Source organism: Cryptosporangium sp. NPDC048952, from assembly GCF_043197895.1.
Taxonomy (GTDB): Bacteria; Actinomycetota; Actinomycetes; order Mycobacteriales; family Cryptosporangiaceae; genus Cryptosporangium.
Genome location: NZ_JBICTY010000003.1, coordinates 1,167,123 through 1,187,355, shown reverse-complemented (window position 1 = coordinate 1,187,355; position 20,233 = coordinate 1,167,123). Strand labels below are relative to the sequence as shown.

At 69.8% G+C, this 20,233-nt stretch carries 19 protein-coding genes; 7 read left to right on the top strand and 12 right to left on the bottom strand.

The genetic code is table 11. From position 1 onward, the window contains the following. On the bottom strand, positions 1-1,371 hold the full coding sequence (locus ACGFY5_RS21595) for an SRPBCC family protein (RefSeq protein ID WP_392722201.1): 1,371 nt from the start codon (positions 1,369-1,371) through the stop codon (positions 1-3). 78 nt (positions 1,372-1,449) lie between these two features. Between ACGFY5_RS21595 and ACGFY5_RS21590 the strand changes: the two genes are divergently transcribed. After that, positions 1,450-2,556 (top strand): acyl dehydratase, encoded by a 1,107-nt coding sequence (locus ACGFY5_RS21590; RefSeq protein ID WP_392722199.1) that lies wholly within the window; start codon positions 1,450-1,452, stop codon positions 2,554-2,556. A gap of 107 nt (positions 2,557-2,663) precedes the next feature. Here the strand turns inward: ACGFY5_RS21590 and ACGFY5_RS21585 are convergent, their stop codons facing one another. The 9 genes from ACGFY5_RS21585 to ACGFY5_RS21545 all read right to left on the bottom strand — a co-directional run bounded on the left by ACGFY5_RS21585 (position 2,664) and on the right by ACGFY5_RS21545 (position 13,008). Beyond that, positions 2,664-4,160, bottom strand: coding sequence for a class I adenylate-forming enzyme family protein (locus ACGFY5_RS21585; RefSeq protein ID WP_392722198.1), 1,497 nt, complete (start codon positions 4,158-4,160; stop codon positions 2,664-2,666). 50 nt (positions 4,161-4,210) lie between these two features. Continuing rightward, positions 4,211-4,885, bottom strand: coding sequence for a carboxymuconolactone decarboxylase family protein (locus tag ACGFY5_RS21580; RefSeq protein ID WP_392722197.1), 675 nt, complete (start codon positions 4,883-4,885; stop codon positions 4,211-4,213). Next, complete coding sequence (locus ACGFY5_RS21575) at positions 4,882-5,625, bottom strand: SDR family NAD(P)-dependent oxidoreductase (RefSeq protein WP_392722196.1); 744 nt, start codon at positions 5,623-5,625, stop codon at positions 4,882-4,884. The genes ACGFY5_RS21580 and ACGFY5_RS21575 overlap by 4 nt, the downstream gene beginning before the upstream one ends. Beyond that, the gene (locus tag ACGFY5_RS21570) at positions 5,622-6,428 is read right to left on the bottom strand and encodes a TauD/TfdA dioxygenase family protein (protein WP_392722195.1); all 807 of its coding nucleotides are present in this window, start codon (positions 6,426-6,428) and stop codon (positions 5,622-5,624) included. The genes ACGFY5_RS21575 and ACGFY5_RS21570 overlap by 4 nt, the downstream gene beginning before the upstream one ends. A gap of 1 nt (position 6,429) precedes the next feature. After that, a complete protein-coding gene (locus ACGFY5_RS21565; protein WP_392722194.1) occupies positions 6,430-7,845 on the bottom strand; it encodes an aldehyde dehydrogenase family protein in 1,416 nt (471 codons plus the stop codon). A 1-nt stretch (position 7,846) separates the two neighbouring features. Next, positions 7,847-9,544: a thiamine pyrophosphate-binding protein gene (locus ACGFY5_RS21560; protein ID WP_392722193.1), complete on the bottom strand. Its 1,698-nt coding sequence runs from the start codon at positions 9,542-9,544 to the stop codon at positions 7,847-7,849. Beyond that, positions 9,541-10,464, bottom strand: coding sequence for an SDR family NAD(P)-dependent oxidoreductase (locus ACGFY5_RS21555; protein WP_392722191.1), 924 nt, complete (start codon positions 10,462-10,464; stop codon positions 9,541-9,543). Before ACGFY5_RS21555 ends, ACGFY5_RS21560 begins: the two co-directional genes overlap by 4 nt. A 70-nt stretch (positions 10,465-10,534) precedes the next feature. Further along, positions 10,535-11,377 (bottom strand): SDR family NAD(P)-dependent oxidoreductase, encoded by an 843-nt coding sequence (locus ACGFY5_RS21550; RefSeq protein ID WP_392722190.1) that lies wholly within the window; start codon positions 11,375-11,377, stop codon positions 10,535-10,537. Positions 11,378-11,406: 29 nt separating this feature from the next. After that, on the bottom strand, positions 11,407-13,008 hold the full coding sequence (locus tag ACGFY5_RS21545) for an SMP-30/gluconolactonase/LRE family protein (RefSeq protein ID WP_392722189.1): 1,602 nt from the start codon (positions 13,006-13,008) through the stop codon (positions 11,407-11,409). 175 nt (positions 13,009-13,183) lie between these two features. Here ACGFY5_RS21545 and ACGFY5_RS21540 point away from each other — a divergent pair, with 175 nt between their 5' ends. From ACGFY5_RS21540 to ACGFY5_RS21520, 5 genes are read left to right on the top strand one after another with little or no spacing between them, the layout of a single operon-like run. Continuing rightward, the gene (locus ACGFY5_RS21540) at positions 13,184-14,173 is read left to right on the top strand and encodes an MDR family oxidoreductase (RefSeq protein ID WP_392722188.1); all 990 of its coding nucleotides are present in this window, start codon (positions 13,184-13,186) and stop codon (positions 14,171-14,173) included. Further along, on the top strand, positions 14,170-15,330 hold the full coding sequence (locus ACGFY5_RS21535) for a MaoC family dehydratase N-terminal domain-containing protein (RefSeq protein WP_392722187.1): 1,161 nt from the start codon (positions 14,170-14,172) through the stop codon (positions 15,328-15,330). The genes ACGFY5_RS21540 and ACGFY5_RS21535 overlap by 4 nt, the downstream gene beginning before the upstream one ends. Next, positions 15,327-16,922, top strand: coding sequence for a class I adenylate-forming enzyme family protein (locus ACGFY5_RS21530; RefSeq protein ID WP_392722186.1), 1,596 nt, complete (start codon positions 15,327-15,329; stop codon positions 16,920-16,922). Before ACGFY5_RS21535 ends, ACGFY5_RS21530 begins: the two co-directional genes overlap by 4 nt. After that, on the top strand, positions 16,919-18,187 hold the full coding sequence (locus tag ACGFY5_RS21525) for a cytochrome P450 (RefSeq protein WP_392722185.1): 1,269 nt from the start codon (positions 16,919-16,921) through the stop codon (positions 18,185-18,187). Before ACGFY5_RS21530 ends, ACGFY5_RS21525 begins: the two co-directional genes overlap by 4 nt. Beyond that, entirely contained in the window at positions 18,184-18,369 is a 186-nt protein-coding gene (locus tag ACGFY5_RS21520; protein WP_392722183.1) for a ferredoxin, read from the top strand. The genes ACGFY5_RS21525 and ACGFY5_RS21520 overlap by 4 nt, the downstream gene beginning before the upstream one ends. Before the next feature lie 7 nt (positions 18,370-18,376). Here the strand turns inward: ACGFY5_RS21520 and ACGFY5_RS21515 are convergent, their stop codons facing one another. Then, positions 18,377-19,009 carry a TetR/AcrR family transcriptional regulator gene (locus ACGFY5_RS21515; protein ID WP_392722181.1) on the bottom strand — a complete coding sequence of 211 codons (633 nt, stop codon included), beginning with the start codon at positions 19,007-19,009 and terminating at the stop codon, positions 18,377-18,379. A gap of 82 nt (positions 19,010-19,091) precedes the next feature. Between ACGFY5_RS21515 and ACGFY5_RS21510 the strand changes: the two genes are divergently transcribed. Next, positions 19,092-19,754 (top strand): hypothetical protein, encoded by a 663-nt coding sequence (locus ACGFY5_RS21510; RefSeq protein ID WP_392722180.1) that lies wholly within the window; start codon positions 19,092-19,094, stop codon positions 19,752-19,754. Here ACGFY5_RS21510 and ACGFY5_RS21505 read toward each other — a convergent pair. Beyond that, on the bottom strand, positions 19,686-20,231 hold the full coding sequence (locus tag ACGFY5_RS21505; protein ID WP_392722574.1) for a (2Fe-2S)-binding protein: 546 nt from the start codon (positions 20,229-20,231) through the stop codon (positions 19,686-19,688). The two genes, ACGFY5_RS21510 and ACGFY5_RS21505, sit on opposite strands and share 69 nt — an antisense overlap. Positions 20,232-20,233 lie beyond the last annotated feature (2 nt).

Here is a 20,233-nt window from a genome sequence, read left to right as displayed (position 1 = left end):
TCAGAGCTCACGCGGCGCTCCGGTTCCCATGTATCGCGCGAGGTTGCGGTGGAAGTTGACGATGCCCCGCTCGCGATACGGGTTCGGCTTGTTACCGGCGAACCCGTGCCGCTTCATGCCCTTCTGGATCGCGGCCATGTTCGAGAAGTCCTGGGGCAGCACGATGTGCGTCTCCCAGTACTCGTCGTCGACCGGGGTCTTGATCCACGGCGCCTGCGGATCCTCGCCGGGCGGGAAGATTTCGTAGACAGCGGCCTCGAAGATGCACTTGTTCGGGTCGTCGCCCAGCGGGCGGGCGCCGTAGCAGAGCGCGTTGTTCAGGCCGTGGCCGATCTGGAAGTTCGGGAAGACCTGCCAGGCGGTGCCGCTCGCGGCGGTCTGCTCCGGGGTGGGGCTCGGCCAGATCACCCCGCGCTCCTCGTCGTCGCGCCGGGCCGAACTCAGCCAGTGCTTGAGGACGACGTCGGGCGGGGTGCCTTCCGGCAGTTCGTCGACGAGGCGGTTGGCGGCGTCGACAAGCGTCTGGGTGGTGTTGGTGTTCACCGCTTCCCAGGTGAAGTTCTGCATCGTGGCGGTCGAGACGCGGGCGTCCTCGGTGCCCTGGGCGATGCGGACCTTCGCCTGGTTCTCCTCCATGCCCTTGGGAGCGTCGTAGCCGATGTGGCTGTGCGTTCCCTGGGCCCGCGACCAGCCGAGGAAGCTGCCGAAGACGCGGAACTCCGGGTGCGTCACCGGCACGTGGTAGGTCTCCATGAAGGCCTCGAGCGCGACCTTCCAGTTGCAGTCGAACTCCAGCCACCGACGCCAGCGGCAGCGCATGTTCTCCAGCTGGAACGGCTCGAGCAGGCCGGCCATCGGCGACAGGTAGTCGCGTAACGGCTCGGCGTTCGGGTTCATCGTGAGCCAGATCCAGCCGCCCCAGGTGTCGACCTGTACCTGCGGGAGCCGGTAGGAGTCCAGGTCGGGCCCGTTCGGGCCCCAGTCCTCGGGTTCGGTGACGTACGTGCAGGCGCCCTCGGTGTCGTACCGCCAGCCGTGGAAGCCGCAGACGAACTGCCGGCGGCGGCCGCGCGCGTCGTGCTCACCGGGTTCGGTGTCGACCAGTGGACGTCCGCGGTGCGAACAGACGTTGGAGTACGCCTTGAACGTGTTGTCGCCGGTGCGGATGACGATGAATTCGTCGTCGGCGATGGCGTAGGTGAGGAAGTCGCCGAACTTCGGCAGCTCGGAGACCCGGGCGACGTTCAGCCACACCTTGGACCAGAGCTTCTCCTTCTCCGCCTGCGCGTACTCCCGGGAGTAGTAGGCCTCCACCGGGATCACGTACGACTCCGACAGCGCCTCTAACGGGTTCTCCACGATCTCGGTCATGACGCCCTCCTCCTCGGTTGAGATCTTGATATCACAATCCTTGTAAGGATTCACTGGATAGCGCTAGCGTCGATCGACATGACAACGGACATCACGCGGGCCGACCGCGAGTTCGCCTCGATCGACGAGCAGCAGGTCGAACACCTCCGGAGCATGATCGGCAAGCCGATCCGCAGCGACCGCCCGCACATCAGCGAGCTGACCCCGGACGCCGTCCGGCACTACGCCCACGGCATCGGCGACCGCAATCCGCTGTGGACCGCCGGAACGCTGGCGGTGCCCACTGCCCTGCTCGCGATGGACAAGGTGTTCAGCGGGTACGTCACCGGCCTGCCGGGGATCCACGCGATGTACGCCGGGGCCACGTTCGAGTTCGAGCGGGCGCCGCGGATCTCCGACCGGCTCACCGGCGACGCCACGCTCGCCGAGCTGATCGAACGCCCCAGTCGGTTCGCCGGGCGCTCGTGGCAGCAGATCTACCGGGTGCCGTTCCGCACGCCGGATGGCGAGCTGGTCTGTACCGGGCACTCGTACTGCTTCCGGGTCGAGCGGGACAGCGCCCGGGAGGCGAAGAAGTACGAGGAGATCCGGGTCGACTGGACGCCTGCGCAGATCGAGGACATCGCCCAGCGGTATCGCGACGAGGAGGCTCGCCGTCGGGGCGCGGAGCCCCGGTACGTCGAGGACGTGCGGGTCGGCGATCTGGTTCCTGCACTGACCAAGGGGCCGTACACCGCGACGACGGCGATCGCGTATCTCCTCGGCTGGGGCGGGCTGTACGTGCGTGGGCACGCGGACGCGTTCGATCTGTTCACGCGGCACCCCGCGCTGGCGATCCCGAACGAGTGGGGGGTGCCGGAGCCGCCCGAGCGGGTGCACTGGGATCCGGACCTCGCCCGCCGGGTCGGTGTGCCCGGCGCGTACGACTACGGGCCCGAGCGGGTTTCCTGGATGGGGCACGTCGTCACCGACTGGATGGGGGATGACGGGTTCCTGCAGTACCTGGACGTGCAGGTGCGCCGGCACAACGTGCTCGGTGAGTTGGTGACCGCCGACGGTGTGGTGACCGCCGTCGACGGCGACACGGTCACGCTGACGCTGAACGCGGTGAACCAGGACGGCCTGGAATCCGCCCGCGGCACCGCCCGCGTCGTGCTACCGCAGCGCAGCGTGCCGCCGCGCTAGCTGCACCGCCACTGCGCTAGGGCGCCACCCCGGCGTGGGCGCCACCCCGGCGCGGGCGCCACCCCCCGGGCGTGGGCCGCGGCAGCGGCCACGCCCGGGTGAGCCCGTCATTCGGAGGGCCACGTCGCGATGAGGGTTGGTTTCAGTACCTTGCCGGCGTCGTTCACGGGTAAGGGCTCGTTGCGGATCCACCAGCGGGTGGGCACCGCGAAGTGGGCGAGCGACTCCTTCGCCCACTGCTCGAGCGCCGCCAGCTCGAAGCCCGGCGCGGGCACCACGGCGGCGGCCACCACCTCGCCCAGATCCGCGTCCGGCAGCCCGACGACGGCCACCTCGGCGACGTCGGGATGCTCGTAGAGAACGGTCTCCACCCGCGCGGCCGACACGTTCTCCCCGCCGCGGATGATGACGTCCTTCCGGCGCCCGGTGATGTACAGGAACCGGTCGTCGTCGACGTGACCGACGTCGCCGGTGTGCAGCCAGCCGTCGGCGTCGAGCGCCGGGTCGTCCGGCAGACCCCAGTAGCCGTCCATCACGGCCGGCGAACGCACCAGCACCTCGCCGTCCACGACCTTCACGTCGACGACCGGCGCGAGCTTCCCCGAGCTCCCCGGGTGAGCGGTGATCTGGGCGCCCACGCCGGTGCTGACGACGCCGCCGGCCTCGGTGAGCCCGTAGGTGCGGCCGAGGCGGCGCCGGCTGTTCGGGAACGCGACAGCGACGCGTTCGAGCAGCTCGTCGCTGACCGGGGACCCGCCGAGCACGACCGTTCGCAGGGTCGGGCACGCGGTTCGTTCGGGATGGCGCAGGAGACGTTCCATCATCGTGGGCACGGCCGACAGCATCGTCACGCCCTCGTCCTCGATCAGGCGCAGCACCACGTCCGGTTCGAACCGGCCGGGGAGGAACACCACGGTGCCGCCGGTCATCAGCGGGGTGAGGATCAGTTGGATCGCGCCGATGTGGAACAGCGGCAGACCGACGAGCGTGACGCTCGGCGGATTCTCGTCGGTGATCTCGTGCGGGAGCTTGCGGGAGACGACCAGCAGCGTCTGCAGGTTCGCGATCAGCGCCCGATGCGAAAGCGTCGCCCCTTTCGGAAACCCAGTGGTCCCCGCCGTGAACAACACCATCGCCGCCTCGTCCTCCCCGCCCCGGCGGTCCGTGCCGACCGGGTCGACCCGGTCGGCCGCCGGGGGGCGGCCGGGGGCGGCCATTAGGTCGGGCAGGGCTATTCGGCGGACGGTTGGTGGGGTGCGTTCGGCGCGGCGGGCGTCGCAGACGACGACGGTCGGGGTGACGACGTCGCAGGCGTGGCGCATTTCGGCGGCGGACCACCAACCGTTGCACGGAACGACGACCGCGCCCACCTCGAGCACGGCGAAGAACGTCACGACCCAGTCGGGCGAGTTCGCGGCGTAGAGCCCGACCCGATCACCGGGGCGTACCCCGTGCTCGCGCAGGCGTGCGGCCACCGCGTGCACGGCCCGTTCGTGCTCGCCGAACGTCATCCGGCGCTCACCCTGGACGAGAAACGTGCGGTCGGCCCACCGCCGGGACGCCGCCACGACCTCGGCGATCCGCCGCGGACGTTCCGCGTACATGCGGCAGGGATGGCCGTGCAGGGTGCACTGTGACACCTCGTTCCCCCACATCACGGCCTCGGCAGATAGGGACGGAGCTCCGGCTCCGCCTCGACCCCGCACGTGCGCAGCACCATCGCGATCGTCGAGTACGCACCGACCGTGAAGATCACGTCGAGGATCTGTTGCTCGGTCAGCTCCTCGGCGAGGGCTTTCCAGATGCCGTCGCTGAGCGCACCCTCGGTCATCAGCTCGTCGGTGGCTTCGATCAGGGTGCGGTCCAGGGACGTCCAGGCGTCCGGGCCCTGGGCGACCCGGGCGATCTCCTCGTCGGTGAGGCCGGCGACCCGGCCCAGCAGGTGGTGCTGGGCCCATTCGTAGTCGCTGCGTCCGACGTGGGCGACGCGCAGCACGAGCAGTTCGCGCCGGCGCGGGGTCAGCGTCGTGCCGTAGAGCAGGTGCCCGTTGAATGCCAGGAACGCCTTCGTGAGCGCCGGATGGTGCGCCAGCGTCCCCAACAGGTTCCCCCCGCTGGCCCGCCCTTCCTCCGACCGCCCCGCCCCCACGCTGGCCCGAAAGCCAGCAACGTATTCGGCCAGATCCGGCGCCCACTCCGCCCGCGCCACCGGCGCGAGGCGCGGCGCAGTACCAGCGCCCGACGCAGACACGGCGCCCGCACGCGGCGCGGGCACGACGCCCTGCCGCGGAAAGAGCGCGCCCGGAGGCGCCGGGTCAGGGACGCTCACGTGTTTCGTCCTCCGTTGACGCCGATGATCTGGCCGGTGATGTAACCGGCCTCCGCACTGCAGAGGAACGCACACGCCGAGGCGATGTCCTCGGGACGCCCGGCCCGACCGACCGGCGTCATCGCGATCGCCCGGTCCATGTCGACGAACCCGCGATCGACCGTCTTGCGCAGCATCGGCGTGTCGATGAACCCCGGCGGAATCGTGTTCACAGTGACCCCGCGCTTGGCGAACTCCAACGCCAGGCTCTTGGTGAGCCCCACCACCCCGGACTTCGCGGCGACATAACTCGTCATCCCCGCCACCCCACTGTGCGTACTCGACGAGGAGATGTTCACGATCCGCCCCCACCCCTCGTCGATCATGTCCGGCAACACCGCCTGGCAGCAGTGGAACGTCCCCGTGAGGTTCACGGTGAGTACCCGGTTCCACGTCTCGAGCGACAGGTCGAGGAACGAGCCGGTCACGCTCATGCCCGCGTTGTTGACCAGGATCGTCGGCCGCCCGAGACGCGACCGCAACTCGTCCACCGCGGCGTCCACCGCACCTCGGTCGGAGACGTCGGCCCCGAGCCCCACGGCCTTGCCCCCGGCCTCCTCGATGGCGGCAGCCGTCGCCGACGCGGCGTCCGGATCCAGGTCGAGAATCGCCACCGGAGCCCCGTCGGCAGCCAGGCGCTTGCTGATCGCCTCACCGATACCCGAGGCCCCACCGGTGACGATCGCTGTACGTGTACTCATGAGATCGGTTCGTCTCCACGAAGAGTCGTGCGGTGCATGCGCCGCGGTTCCGTACGGTCGAACGGGCAGGCCCGGTGCACGAGCCCGCGGTTGTCCCAGATCACGAGGTCACCGACCGACCAGGCGTGCCGCAGCACCCGGTCGGGCGTGGTCGCCCGTGCTTCCAGCTCGTCGAGGAGCTCCCGGGAATCCGTGCCGATCACGTGCGAGGCCGTCACCCCGAACACCAGCGAGCGACGTCCGGACGCGTGCGACCACACCAGCGGGTGTTCCCGTACCTTCCGCGACGCCCACTCCGCCAGCTGCTCCGGCGTCGGCTCGGGATACGCCCGACGCTGCACGGCCTCGAACGTGTGCAGCACGCGCAGGTCGGCGTAGTCGGCTTTCTCCCGGTCGGACAGCAGGTCGTAGGCGGTGTAGGTGCTCGCGAACTCCGTCTCCCCACCCTCCGACGCCAGCACCCGCGCGCTGAGCAGCGCGGCCTTCGCCGGGATCGCGTCCATCGCGCCGTCGATGTGCCAGTAGTCGTTGCTCGCGAAGTACTCGGCGTTCGGGTTGGCCGGGTCGAAGCTGATCTCCATGACCTCGGGGTTCGCGTACGCCGGGAACCGCACGAGCTCGCCCAGGCGGCGTCCGAACGCCGCCTGGACCGCATCGTCGGCGTGCAGCTCGCGGAACAGCAGGACGCCGTGCTCCTCCAGCGCCTCCAGGCACGCGCCCGGCAGATCGTCGTCCTCCAGCAGGCGGGAAGCATCGACGTCGAGCACCTCGACGCCGAACGGACCCAGGCTCCGTGTCCGCATCTCAGTATCCAAGGATCCCCTTGACCTCGAGATAGTCGGTGAACCCGAACTCGCCCCACTCGCGTCCGTTGCCGCTCTTCTTGTAGCCGCCGAACGGGCTGCCGAAGTCGAACGCGTCGTTGACGTACACCGCGCCGGCGCGCAGCCGCCGGGCCACCGACCGGGCCTGCTCCTGGTCGGTGCCGGACACGTTGGCGGCCAGCCCGTAGTCGGTGTCGTTCGCGATCGCCACGGCGTCGTCGAGGTCGTCGTAGCCGATGATGACGAGCACCGGGCCGAAGATCTCCTCGCGGGCGATCGTCATGTCGTTCGTGACGTCCGCGAACACCGTCGGCTTCACGTAGTACCCGGTGTCGAGCCCGGAAGGCCGGCCGGGCCCGCCCGCCACGAGAGTGGCCCCTTCCTCGATGCCCTGTGCGATCAGGCCCTGGACCTTGGCGAACTGGGCCTCCGACACGACGGGCCCGATCGCGACCTCTCCGGTCGGATCGCCTACGGAAGTTGCCTCTGCCGCACTGCGAGCGGCCGCAGCCGCCTCGGCCATCCGCCCCCGCGGCACCAGCATCCGGGTGGCCGCGCTGCACGTCTGACCCGAGTTCATCATGACGCCACCAACACCCTTGGCGACGTTCTCCGCCAGCGCCTCGTCGTCGAGGATGACGTTCGGTCCTTTGCCGCCCAGTTCCTGGGTGACCCGCTTGACGGTCGCCGCGGCGTTCTTCGCCACCTCGATGCCCGCCCGCGTCGAGCCGGTGAACGACACCAGATCGACGTCCGGGTGCGCCGACAGCGGCACGCCGACGCCGGGCCCGTCACCCTGCACGAGGTTGAACACGCCGGCCGGCACCCCGGCGGTGTCGAGGATCTCGGCGAAGATCTGCCCGACGCCCGGCGCCTGCTCGGACGGTTTGAGCACCATCGTGCAGCCGGTCGCCAGCGCCGGGAACACCTTGACCGCGATCTGGTTCAGCGGCCAGTTCCACGGCGTGATCAGCCCGCAGACGCCGATCGGCTCCTTCACCACCAGCGTCACACCGCGCTGTTCCTCGAAGACGAAGTTCTCCAGCAGCTCGATCGCGGTGGCCAGATGTCCGCCGCCGAGCCCCAGCTGGAAGCCGCCCGCCAGGGCCGCGGGTGCGCCCATCTCCTCGGTCAGCGCGGCAGCGAGGTCCCCGCTCCGCTTCTGGTAGGCGTCCTGGATCGAACGCAGCAGTTCGAGCCGCTCCTCGCGCGTCGATACCGCCCACGTCGGGAAGGCACCGCGCGCCGCCGCGACCGCGCGATCGACGTCGACCGAAGAACCAGCCGCCACCCGTCCGCTGACCTGTTCGGTCGCGGGGTTGACGACGTCGATCGTCGCCGGACCAGCCGGGTCGACCCACTGGCCGCCGATGTAGAACTTCGAGTATTCGCGCATGTCACTGCGTCCCTTCGGCGTACCAGGTCCGGAACTCGTCGTACGACGGCATCTCCTCCGAGTTAGCCTTCGGGTCGACCACCACGTGGATGACCGCCGTCCTGCCACTGGCGTAGGCGCGCTTGATCGCCGGGGCGATGTCCTCGTCGCGCTCGACGTACTCGCCGTAGCAGCCGAAGCCCTCGGCGACCTTGTCCAACCGGGTCTGGGTGCTCCAGTGCGTGCCGGTCTCCCGCGAGCCCTGGCCGAACGTGCGCTTGTAGACCCCGACCTCGAGGCCCCACGAGTAGTCGACGCCGACGACGCAGACCAGCGGCAGGTTCAGCCGGGCCGCGGTCTCCAGCTCGCCGATGTGGAACAGGAACGACGAGTCGCCGGTGATCAGCATCAGCGGACGCTGCCCACCGTCGGCCACCCCCGCGCCGATCGCGTACGGCAGGCCGGTACCGAGGTGCCCGAAGTTCTGGTTCCAGATGACGTCGTTCGGCTTGGCCTGGGAGTACGTCCAGCCGAAGATCGTCGTCGCGCCGCCGTCGCGGACCATGATGCCGTCGGCCGGGAAGACCTGCGTGGCCTCGACGATCAGCCGCGCGGGGTGCACCGGTGAACCGCCGGACGGGGCACTCTCGGCGAGCTCCGCGAGCCGCTCGGCGTCCTGCTGCACCCAGGCGGCGAGTTCCGGCCCGGCGGTCCGCCGGGGAAGCGCGTCCACCAACTGGGGGACGACAGCCCGCAGGTCACCGACCAGCGGCACGTCGATCGGCCGGTTGACGCCGATCGCCGCCGGGTCCTGCTCGACGAGGATCCACCTCCGGTTCGCCTCGTTCGCGACCCAGTGCCGGCCGCGGCCGTAGTGCACCGGCTCACCGAGCTCGGTGCCGAGCGCGATGCACAGGTCGGACTGCACGACCGCCTCGATCGCCGACGGCGAGAAGCCGTACGGGAACGTGCGGTCCTCCAGGCCCTTGATGTACGACGTCCCGCCGGAGGTCTGGATCACCGGGCAGGCCAGCGCGTCGGCCAGGGCACGCACCGACTCCCCCACCCGCGCGGTGTGGACGCCGTGTCCGACCAGCAGGATCGGCTTCTCCGCGGCCTGGACCAGCGCGGCGGCCTCGGCGATCCGGGCCGTTCCGGCCTCCTGGTCGACCAACCGGTACCCGCTCGGCGGTAATGCCGGCTTCTCGTCCAGGTCGGCCATGATCACGTGTGACGGGTACTCGATGTACGCCGGGCCGGGTGTGCCGGACATCGTCGCGCGCAGCGCCTGACGGATGATCTCGTCGGTCTGGTCGGCGTACTCGAGGCTGGCCGAGTACTTCACCGAGTTCTCCACCAGCGGCGCCTGCTGCACGAACTGGATGCGCCCGCGCCGGACGCGCTGCTCGGTGACGCGTGCCCGCTGGCCGCCGAGGAAGATCACCGGCGAGTTTTCGACCTTCGCGCACATGATCGCCGGGGCCAGGTTCGCGATGCCGGGGCCGAGCGTGCCGATGCAGACCGCGGGCTTGCCGGTCATCCGGGAGACCGCCTCGGCCATGAACCCGGCCGACGCCTCGTGGTGCGGGGCGACGACGTTCCAGCCGCGTTCGTCGGCCAGGTGGAACAGGTGCACGAAGTTCGGGTCGGGAATGCCGAAGATCGTGTTGATGCCCTCGGCCTCGAAGAGGTCGAGGAGCCGTTCGTAAACCTTGGTCATGAGTTCCTCGCCGTCGTAGAGGTGCGGGCCATCGTGAAACTGCGGCCGATGTGCTCGCCGAACGCCGACGGGACGACCGGCAACGTCCAGGGATCGCTGGTGTCGCGGATCGTGTCGATGTCGTCGGCGACCTGCTCGATCGACCACTCCGGGTGGTAGACACCGCGGCTCTCCGCGACCCAGGCCCGCGCGACCCGACCGGCCATCGTGACCAGCACCTCGCCGCTGATCGAGCAGGACTCGTGCGCGAGCCAGCCGACGACCGGCGCGGTCAGCTCCGGGTCCATCGGCGGGTACGCCGACGTGTCGAGCCCCTCGGCGAGCCGGGTCAGCGCGCCCGGCGCGATGACGTTCGACCGTACGCCGTGGGCGGCACCCTCCAGCGCCACCACGTGTGACAGCCCGATGACGCCCGCCTTCGCCGCACTGTAGTTCGCGACCAGCTGGTTGCCGTACAGCCCGCCGATCGACGAGGTCAGCACCACCCGTCCGTAGCCGGCGGCGACCATCAGCGGGAACGCCGGCCGCACGACGTGGAACGCACCGCGCAGGTGGACGTCGAGGACAGCGTCGAAGTCCTCGTACGTCATCTCGGTGAGCGGCGCCCGCCGATTGTTGCCCGCGTTGTGGACCAGGACGTCGATCCGGCCGAACGTCCGCATCGCGGTGTCGACGACCGCCCGGCCACCCTCGGGTGTCGCCACCGAGTCGGTGCAGGCCACGGCTTCGCCGCCGGCCTTCTCGATCTCCCGGACGACGTCCTGCGCGGGCGCGGTGTCGGCACCGTCGCCCGCGATCGACGCGCCGACGTCGTTCACCACGACCTTCGCGCCTTTCGACGCGAGGAGCAGCGCATAGGCGCGGCCCAGACCCCGGCCGGCGCCGGTCACGACGGCCACCCGGTCGTCGAACCGGCTCATGTCGGCGTGCCGATGTGCTCGGCGCGGGCGTAGTCGGCGGAGACGTAGGCGTCCACGGAGATCTCGGTCATCAGCCCTCCGAGAGGATCGCGGCGCGGAAGTCCTCGTTCTTGAGGAACAGGGAGGTGTTGTCGGCCCCGAGGTGTGTCCACTTCAGGTTGAGTCCGCCATCCACGAGGACCGTCTGGCCCGTGATGTAGGCGGACAGGTCCGAGAGCAGGAACAGGATGGGTCCGGCCTGTTCCTCGGGGCGGCCGCGGCGGCCCATCGCTATCGCCCGGAGGTCACGTTCCGGGTCGTGGTCGACGTAGGTGCCTGACGCCGGGGTCTCGGTGACGCCCGGCGCTATCGCGTTCACCCGGATGCCGTGGGCGGCGAGTTCGACGGCCATCGTGCGGGTTGCGGCCACCAGCGCTGCCTTGGCGGTTCCGTAGGCGATGTGCAGCGGTGCGGTGTTCATGCCGCTGATCGACGAGATCGAGACGATCGAGCCCGGGCGCTTGATCTCCTTGAGCCGGGCGGCCACGGCCTGGCTGAAGAAGAACATCGTCTCGAGGTTCTGGTGGAACAGGGCGCGCCAATCGTCGCGGCTCACCCGGGTCGACGGCATCCAGGTGCCGGGTGCCGCACCCCCGGCCACGTTGACCAGGCCGTAGAGGTCGCCGTCGGCGTTGTCGGCGGCGGCCAGCGCTGCCGCGATGCCCTCGTCGGTGGACGCATCGGCCGCGACCGGCACCACGCTGCGCCCCTCGGCCGCGAGCGGCTCGATGTGCTTGCCGAGATTCTCCGACGACCGACTGACCGCGACCACCGTCGCCCCGGCCTCGGCCACCATCCGCGTCACCGCGGTACCGATCCCGCCGCCCCCGGCCCCGGAGACGATCACGATCCGCCCGTCCAGTCGAAGATCCATGCGCTACGCCTCCTGGCACAGTCGGATAGTCATTGCGCATCCCGGCGCAGGGCCAGGACGCTGCCTTCGGCGTCCGCGGACAGGTACAGGGCGCCGTCGGGGCCGGCGGTGATCCCGGCGAACGGGCCTTCCGGACCGGAGAACGGCGCGATCCCGACGAGCGGCTTCGGCGTCACGCCGGGCGGCGGTCCCACCGGCAGGTTCGACGCGATCGTCTGCCGCGCCTTACTGCCCAGGTCGACGCCGACGAGCGCCTTCGCCCCGACGTCGACAACGAGCAGTTGGTCGTTCTGAACGAGAAGCCCGTGCGGCTGCTCGAGCCCGTCGACCACCGTGTCCACGGACGCCCCCGTGACCGCGACGACCCGCCCGGCCCCCGACTCGGCCACGAACAACGTGCCGTCGGGCCCGAACGCCACCCCGAGCGGCCGGTCGAGACCGGTGGCGAGCTCCTCCACGCCGCTGGTCCGCACGGCCAACACCCGCCCGACGCCGAACTCGGCCACCGCGCACGACCCGTCGGGCGCGACGTCGATGCCGTAGAGCTGGTCGAAGCCCTCGGCGAGCACCTCGCTGGTCTGCTCAGCCGGCCGGTAGCGGGTGACCTGACCGGTCGAGGTGGTCACCCGGAACTCACCGGCGGCCGGCGACGCGACCCCGCGGACGTACCCCGGGTAGCCGGGGCTGAACAGCATGCCGACGGTCTCGGGTGTGCTCCCGGGAACCAGCCGGTAGAAGAACGCGCCGTCGGCGAGGTACAGGGCTCCGTCGGCGCTCGCGGTCAGGTCGAGCGGCCCGTTCAGACCGGCCGGCAGCGTCTGCCGGGTCGTCCCGTCGGGAAGGATCTCGATGATCTCGCCGGTGAAGCGGGAGACGAACAGCCGGTCGCTGACGAACGTCAGGTTGTCCAGCCCGGGGCCGACGTTGGCCAGCACCGTGCGCTCGCCGGTCCGCGGGTCGATGCGCAGGACGTCGCCGGTCGCGGCCTGGGTGGAGACCACGTAGCCGTGCGGATCGAACTTCACCGCGTCGGGGCCACCCAGGTCGCCGGCGACCCGCTCGGGTTCCCCACCCTGGGGGTCGACCCGCCAGATCTCGTTCGTGCCCAGCAGCGGGTAGTAGAGCAGTCCGTCCGGGCCGGCCTCCATCGCGTTCGGCATCATCAGCCCGTCGAGCAGGACCCGCGGCTCAGCGCCGTCGAGCGGCAGTTCCAGCAGGCGCCCGCCGATCCGGCACTCGTTCACGAACAGGCGGCCGGCATGGAACGTGATCCCGTTCGCGCCGGGGAGGTCGTCGCGTAAGACGCGGGTGCTTCCGTCCGGACTCCGGACGCTGACCCGGCCCTGGTAGTACTCCGTGGCGTACAGGTTCCCGTCCGCGTCGAAGGTGACGTCGTCCGGCCCGACGATGTCGCTGCCCTTCGCGCTGATCGTCTCGAGCGCTCCGGTGGCCAGGTCGAGCGCACTGATGGTGCTGCCCGAGACCTGGGCGATGTAGATCCGGCCGTCCGGGCCGGTGCGGAGTCCGTTGGCGCCGAAGAGCCCGCTCGGCGGCAGGAGCGCCTCGGAGCTCCACCCGCTGATGAGGCTGATCGTCGCGGGCGTGGAGTGGCGTGAGTGCAGCTGCGTCATCGGAACGGCTCCCGGCAACCTCGTCGTTGTCCCAGCGTCCGCGCTGATTACCGTGACTTGATATCACAATCCTTGTAAAGATTCACTAGATGGGGACGCTACCGAAAGCCTTGCAGTTTGGACTACGGTTCCATACTTTCGGTCCAGGAATCCAGAGTGGAAGGGCGGGCGCCGGGTGTTTTCCGCGGTACTGATCCAGAAGGACGACAACGGGCGATCCGTCGGGGTGACAGCGGTCGACGAGAACGACCTGCCCGAGGGCGACGTCACCGTCGACGTCGAGTACTCCACGCTGAACTACAAGGACGGCCTGGCCATCCTCGGGACCTCACCGATCGTGCGCACCTACCCGATGGTTCCCGGCATCGACTTCGCCGGCACTGTCACCGAGAGCACCCACGCGTCCTGGAAGCCCGGGGACGCGGTCGTGCTCAACGGCTGGGGCGTCGGCGAGACGCACTGGGGCGGGCTGTCGCAGCGCGCCCGGGTGAACGGCGACTGGCTGATCCCGCTCCCGTCGGGTCTGACGCCGCGGCAGACGATGGCGCTCGGCACCGCCGGCTATACCGCTGCGCTCTGCGTGGACGCACTGCTCGCCTCCGGCGTCGACTCCGGCGACGTGCTCGTCACCGGCGCGACCGGGGGCGTCGGCAGCGTCGCGATCGCGCTGCTCGCCCGGGTCGGCCTCAACGTCACGGCGTCCACCGGAACGTCGTCGGAAGAAGCATTTCTGAAGGCCCTGGGAGCAACCGCGGTGATCGACCGTGCGGAGCTCAGCGAGCCCGGGCTGGGTAAACCGGCGAGGGCATTGCAGAAGGAACGCTGGGCGGGTGTCGTCGACTCGGTCGGCAGCACCACGCTGGTCAACGCGTGCGCGCAGACGCGCTACGGCGGGGCGGTCGCGGCCTGCGGGCTGGCGCAGGGCATGGACTTCAGCGGGACCGTCGCGCCGTTCATCCTGCGGGGCGTGTCGCTGCTGGGCATCGACAGCGTCCGGGCGTCCCGCGCGCGGCGGGTGGCCGCCTGGGAACGGCTCGCCCGCGATCTGGATGCGACGACGATCGACGCGATCGCGTCGGAGGTGGCGCTGGCCGACGCGATCGAAGCGGCCGGACAGCTGATGGAAGGCAAGATCCGCGGACGCGTGGTGGTGAGGACCTCATGAACCTCGACCTGTCGGACGTCGACCACCGGGTGGGGAAACCGGTCGGTGGCGGTCAGCTGTGGGATCCGTGCAGCAAGTCGGACGTCCGCCGCTGGGTGATGGCGATGGACTACCCGAACCCGCGGCACTGGGACGAGGAGTACGCCGAACAGTTCGGTGGCCTGGTCGCACCGCAGTCGATGGCTGTCGCCCTGGACTACGGGCACGGGGCCCAACCGGCCTGCGTGGGGTACATCCCCGGCAGCCACCTCATCTTCGGCGGCGAGGAGTGGTGGTTCTACGGCACGCCGATCCGGCCCGGCGACAAGCTGCTTCAGGAGCGTCGCTTCCACGACTACAAAATCACCGACACGAAGTTCGCCGGCCCGACGATGTTCTCCCGCGGCGACACGGTCCACCGCAACCAGCACGGATCGCTGGTCGCCCGCGAGCGGTCCACAGCGATCCGCTACCTCGCCGCCGAGGCCGAGAAACGAGGCATGTACGCCGACCAGCTCGCCCCGGTGAAGAAGTGGACGGCCACCGAGCTGAACGAAGTCGAAAAACTGCGGCACGAGTGGCTGCTGTCGGGTCGCGACGGTGTCTCGCCGCACTTCGACGAGGTGAACGTCGGTGATGTGCTGCCCCGGCGGGTGCTCGGCCCGCACAGCATCGCGTCGTTCACCACCGAGTACCGGGCGTTCCTGTTCAACATCTGGGGGACGTTCGGGTGGACCGCGCCGCCCGGCATCGAGGACCCGTGGATCAACCAGGACCCCGGCTGGGTCGAAGGCTTCGAGTTCGACGAGGAGGGCGCGCGGATCGATCCGCGCAAGCGCGACGGGTTGTACGTGGGGCCGTCGCGGGGGCACATCGACGAGGAGAGGGCCGGCGCGGTCGGCATGGCACGTGCCTACGGTTACGGCGCGACCATGGGCGCGTGGTGCACCGATTATCTGGCTTACTGGGCCGGGAACGACGGGTTCGTGCGGCACACGAAGGCGGACTTCCGCGGTCCGGCGTTCGAGGGTGACGTCACGTACTTCGACGCTTCGGTCGTGAGCAAGGAAGCCACGTCGAGCTGGGGTGTGCCGATCGTCCAGATCAAGCTGCGGTTGACCAACCAGGACGGCGGGACGCTGGTGTCCTGCACCGCTGAAGTCGAGTTACCGCTGTGACGTCCGTGGTGCAGGGGCCGCCGCTCGGTACCGAGCCGGGGCTCGGGGCGTTGACGCTGCCGGGGTTCCTCCGCGAGGTCCGGGATCGCTACCCCGACCGGGAGGCGCTGGTTCAGGGGTCGACCCGGTGGACGTACGCCGACCTGTGGGACCGGTCGTTCGAGGTCGCGCAGGCGGTGCGGGCGCTCGGCGTCGGCAAGAGCACCCGGGTCGGGGTGCTGATGACGAACCGGCCGGAGTGGGTGTCGGCGGTGTTCGGCATCACGATGGCCGGTGGGGTCGCGGTCACGCTCAGCACGTTCTCGACGGCTTCGGAGCTGGAGTACCTGCTGCACAAGTCGGGCGTCTCGGTGCTCCTGTACGAGCGGGAAGCACCACACCGGGACTTCACCGAGATCCTGGACGGGTTTTCGGAACTGCCCTATCTGCGTCACACCGTGGAGCTGGGCCACCCTGCCTGGGATGAGTTCCTCGCACGGGGCGTGGAATCGTCGCCGGCCATCGTCCGAGCCATGGCCGACGCGGTCGAGCCGAGCGATCCGGCGGTCGTGTTCTTCTCGTCCGGCTCGACGAGCAAGCCCAAAGGCGTGCTGAGCGCACACCGTGCGGTCGCCATCCAGTCCTGGCGCTTCTCCCGCATGTACGGCTTCACCCCCGACGACCTCCCCCGGTGCTGGCCGGCGAACGGCCTGTTCTGGTCCGGGAACTTCGGCATGGCGATCGGCGCCACCTTCGCCGCCGGCGGGGCGATCGTGCTCCAGCGGACGTTCGCCGCGGCGGAGGCACTCGAGCTGATGCAGGCCGAGAAGGTGAACTTCCCCCTGGCCTGGCCCCACCAGTGGGCCCAGCTGGCGAGCGCACCGAACTGGCCCGACGTCGATCTTTCGGCCTTGAGGTTCGTGGATTTCCGGACCGCGCTCGCCCAGCACCCGACCGTGAGGGGCCACTGGGCCGAACCGTTCCACGCGTACGGCAACACCGAGACGTTCACGCTCAGCGCCTGCTACCCGGCGAACTCGGAGGAGATCGCCGAGGGTTCGAGCGGCGAACCGCTGCCCGGCAACACGTTCAAGATCGTCGACGTCCTGTCCGGCGACGTGGTCCCGCGCGGTTCCCATGGCGAAATCTGCGTCAAAGGGCCCACGCTCATGCTGGGCTACCTCGGAACACCCCTCGACGAGACGCTCGACTCCGACGGGTACTTCCACACCGGCGACGGCGGTCACCTCGACGAACAGGGCCGCCTGTACTGGAGCGGACGCCTCACCGACATCGTCAAGACCGGCGGCGCGAACGTGTCCCCGCTCGAGGTGAACGAGGTCCTCGTCGCCTATCCGGGGGTGAAGGTCGCGCAGACCGTCGGCGTGCCGCACGACACGTTGGGCGAGGTCGTCGTCGCGTGCGTGGTGCCGCACGAGGTCGAGTTCGACGTGGACAAGCTCCTCGCCTACCTGCGGGAACACCTGGCCGCCTACAAGGTTCCCCGCCACGTCCTGCTGTTCCGTTCGGACGAGATCGCGCTCACCGGCAGCGCGAAGATCAAGTCCGCCGATCTCCGGGCCCTTGCCGCGAAGCGATTGGAAAACTCGTGATCGACTACGACTTCTTTCTCGGCAACGAGCTGATCGACGACCCGTACCCGTACTACCGCGCACTGCGCAGCAAGTGCCCGGTTCTCCGCGAGCCGCACCACGACGTGATGATGGTGACCGGCTACGACGAGGCCACCGCCGTCTACTCCGACACCGAGACGTTCTCCTCGGCGTCGTCGGTGACCGGTCCGTTCCCCGGCTTCCCGGTGCCGCTGGAGGGCGACGACGTCAGCGACCTCATCGAGGAGCACCGCGCCGGGCTCCCGATGAGCGACCAGATCATCACGATGGACCTGCCGGTGCACGCGAAGCACCGGGCGCTGCTCATGCGGCTGATCACGCCGCGGCGTCTCAAGGAGAACGAGGAGACGATCTGGCGGCTGGCCGACGGTCTGCTCGACCCGTTGCTCTCGGCCGGCCGGGCGGAGTTCATCAGCGGGTTCGCGCAGCCGTTCAGCTTCCTCGTGATCTCCGACCTGCTCGGGGTGCCGTCCGAGGACCAGGAGGCGTTCGCCCGGGGCATGGGGCAGGGCGGGGGCATCGGGGGCACCGACGGTGACTCGATGCGGCACTCGCCGCTGGAGTTCCTGTACTCGCAGTTCAGCGAGTACATCGCCGACCGACGGGTGAACCCGCGCGACGACGTGCTCACCGGGATGGCGTCGGCGACGTTCCCGGACGGGTCGCAGCCCGAGGTGATCGAGGTCGTGCGGGTGGCCGCGAACGTGTTCGCGGCGGGCCAGGAGACGACGGTGCGGTTGTTGGGGGCCGCGGTTCAGCGCATCGCGGAAGACGCTTCCCTGCAAGCCTTGCTGCGGCGCGAGCGCGATCGCATCGTGCCGTTCATCGAGGAGACGCTGCGGTTCGAGGGCCCGGTGAAGGGTGACTTCCGGGTGGCTCGGCGCTCGACTGTCGTCGGCGGTGTCGACGTCCCGGCCGGCACCACGCTGATGGTGGTGAATGCCGCCGCGAACAGGGATCCGCGTCACTTCGAGGACCCGGACACGTTCGACCTCGACCGCGCGAACGCCCGGCACCACATGGCGTTCGGGCGGGGCATCCACACGTGCCCCGGTGCGCCGCTGGCGCGGGCCGAAACGCGTGCGTGCCTGGAGCGGCTGCTGGACCGCACCACCGACATCCGCATCTCCGAGTCGGTGCACGGCCCCGCCGACGCACGCAACTACTCCTACCTGCCGACGTTCATCCTGCGCGGCCTGACGCACCTGAACGTGGAGCTGTATCCGAAGGCGGGTTTGGCATGAGGGCCTCGGTAGACGACGACGCGTGCCGGGGCCACGGCATCTGCTGGACGATCTGCCCCTCGGTGTTCACCCTGACCGACGACGGCTACGCGGTGGCGTCCGAGGAGGAGGTGCCGTCGACCCTCGAACCAGCCGTCCACTCAGCAGTCAGCAGCTGCCCCGAACACGCCATCACCGCGTAGCTCGCTCTCAGGCAGGGGCTCCGACCAGGGTTGCGATGCCGCCGCAGAGCATTCGGAGGCTGCGCTGGAACATCGCGTCCGGATTGGGGCCCCTGCCGCTGAAGGTGAGCGGGTAGCGGCCGGCGAGCTCGGCGATGCGGGCTTCGTCGGCGAGGCCGCGGGGGAAGGCGTCGGTCTGCTCCTGCAGGACGAAACCGGTCACGTAGCTCATCAGCGTGTCAGCGGCCATTCCGCGCTCGGCCGGTGCGATGCCCGCGTCCACCAACGTCTCCTGTAGCCGCTCCATCAGACCGAGCGAGGCGTCGGAGAGCAGGGCCGGGCTGGCGGCCAGGAGGGCCGGTGCGCCGGTGCGGGCGAGCAGGCTGGCCCGGAGTGCGGTCAGCTGCGCCTCGATCTTGTCGGGCCACGGAGCGTCGGCGGGTAGCTGGGCCAGTGCGGCGGTTCCGGCCGTGTACGCCTCGTCCGCTACCCGCTCGGCGAGAAGCGCCAGCAACTGCTCTTTGTTTTTGACGTGGTAATAGAGCGAACCCGCGTGCACGTCGAGCGTCTCGGCGAGCTGGCGCATCGACATCCCGGCGTACCCGCGCTCGGCGAAAGCCTGCATTCCGGCGTCGACGATCCGGTCCCGAGTCAGCTTCACGACGTCAGCCTACCGTAAATTCAAACGTCGTTCGAAAGCTCTGCTAGCGTGGATTCAAACACCGTTTGAATCGAGGCTGGCGATGAGCGTCGTGCTGTACAACCTGGTGACCGCCGCACTGATGGTGCTGATGATCAAGCTCGGACAGCGGCTGGCACCCGATCGCACGGGGCTGCCCTGGCTGGCGATCGTCGTCACGACGCTGCTCGTCGCGGGCCTGGTGCTCCAGGCGGGCTGGAGCGGCGCGACGGAGGCTCTCGACTCCGATCCCTCGAAGTCGGGGTGGTGGCGCCCGATCACCGCGACCTTCCTGCAGAACGGGGGCTTCCTGGGCGACACGTTCAACCTCGTGACCGCGCTGATCGTGCTGACGCTGGCCGAGGCGCACTGGGGACGCCTGCGGGCCACCGTGCTGTTCGTCCTCGCGATTCTCGTGCCGCACTGGATCGACCTGCTCGCCGGCGGCGGCGCGGTGAGTCACCAGGCGCGCAACTGGGTCGGGAGTTCCGGCACGATGTACTTCCTCGGCGCCACGTTGGCCGCGGGGCTCGTGCTGGCCCGGGTGGAGCTGCGGGTGCGCCTGCTCGCGCTCGCGCTTCCCGCAGCCGGGCTGGCCAGTTGGTTCCTCCAGGACAACGCCCACGGGTTGGTCACTGCCGAGGGTTTCGCCTTCGGTCTACTGGTCGCTGTGGCCCTGCAGGTGTTCCGGGGAGGGAGAGCGCTGCGGGCGAGGGCCCTCGCGTGATGCGGCAGTCGTCGGCGAGTGCGGTGCGGCGGTGGGGGTTGCGGCGGCGCGGACTGCGGCGAGGATGCCCTGGTAGCCGGTGCAGCGGCAGAGGTTGCCGGAGAGGCCCTCGCGGATCTCGTCCTCGGAGGGGTTCGGGTTGTCGCGCAGGAGCGCGGTGGTGGTGATGACGAAGCCGGGGGTGCAGAAACCGCACTGCAGGCCGTGGTGGTCGCGGAACGCGGCTTGGACGCGGGAGAGTTCGCCGTCCGGGGCGGCGATGCCTTCGATCGTGGTGACGGTCGCGCCGTCGGCCTGCACGGCGAACATGAGGCAGGCCCGGACGGCCTCGCCGTCGACGAGGATCGTGCACGCGCCACAGACGCCGTGCTCGCAGCCGAGGTGCGTGCCGGTGAGTCCACAGTCGACGCGGAGGAAGTCCGCGAGCGTGAGCCGCGCGGCCACGGTCCCCACCCGCGGCACCCCGTTGACCGTCATCC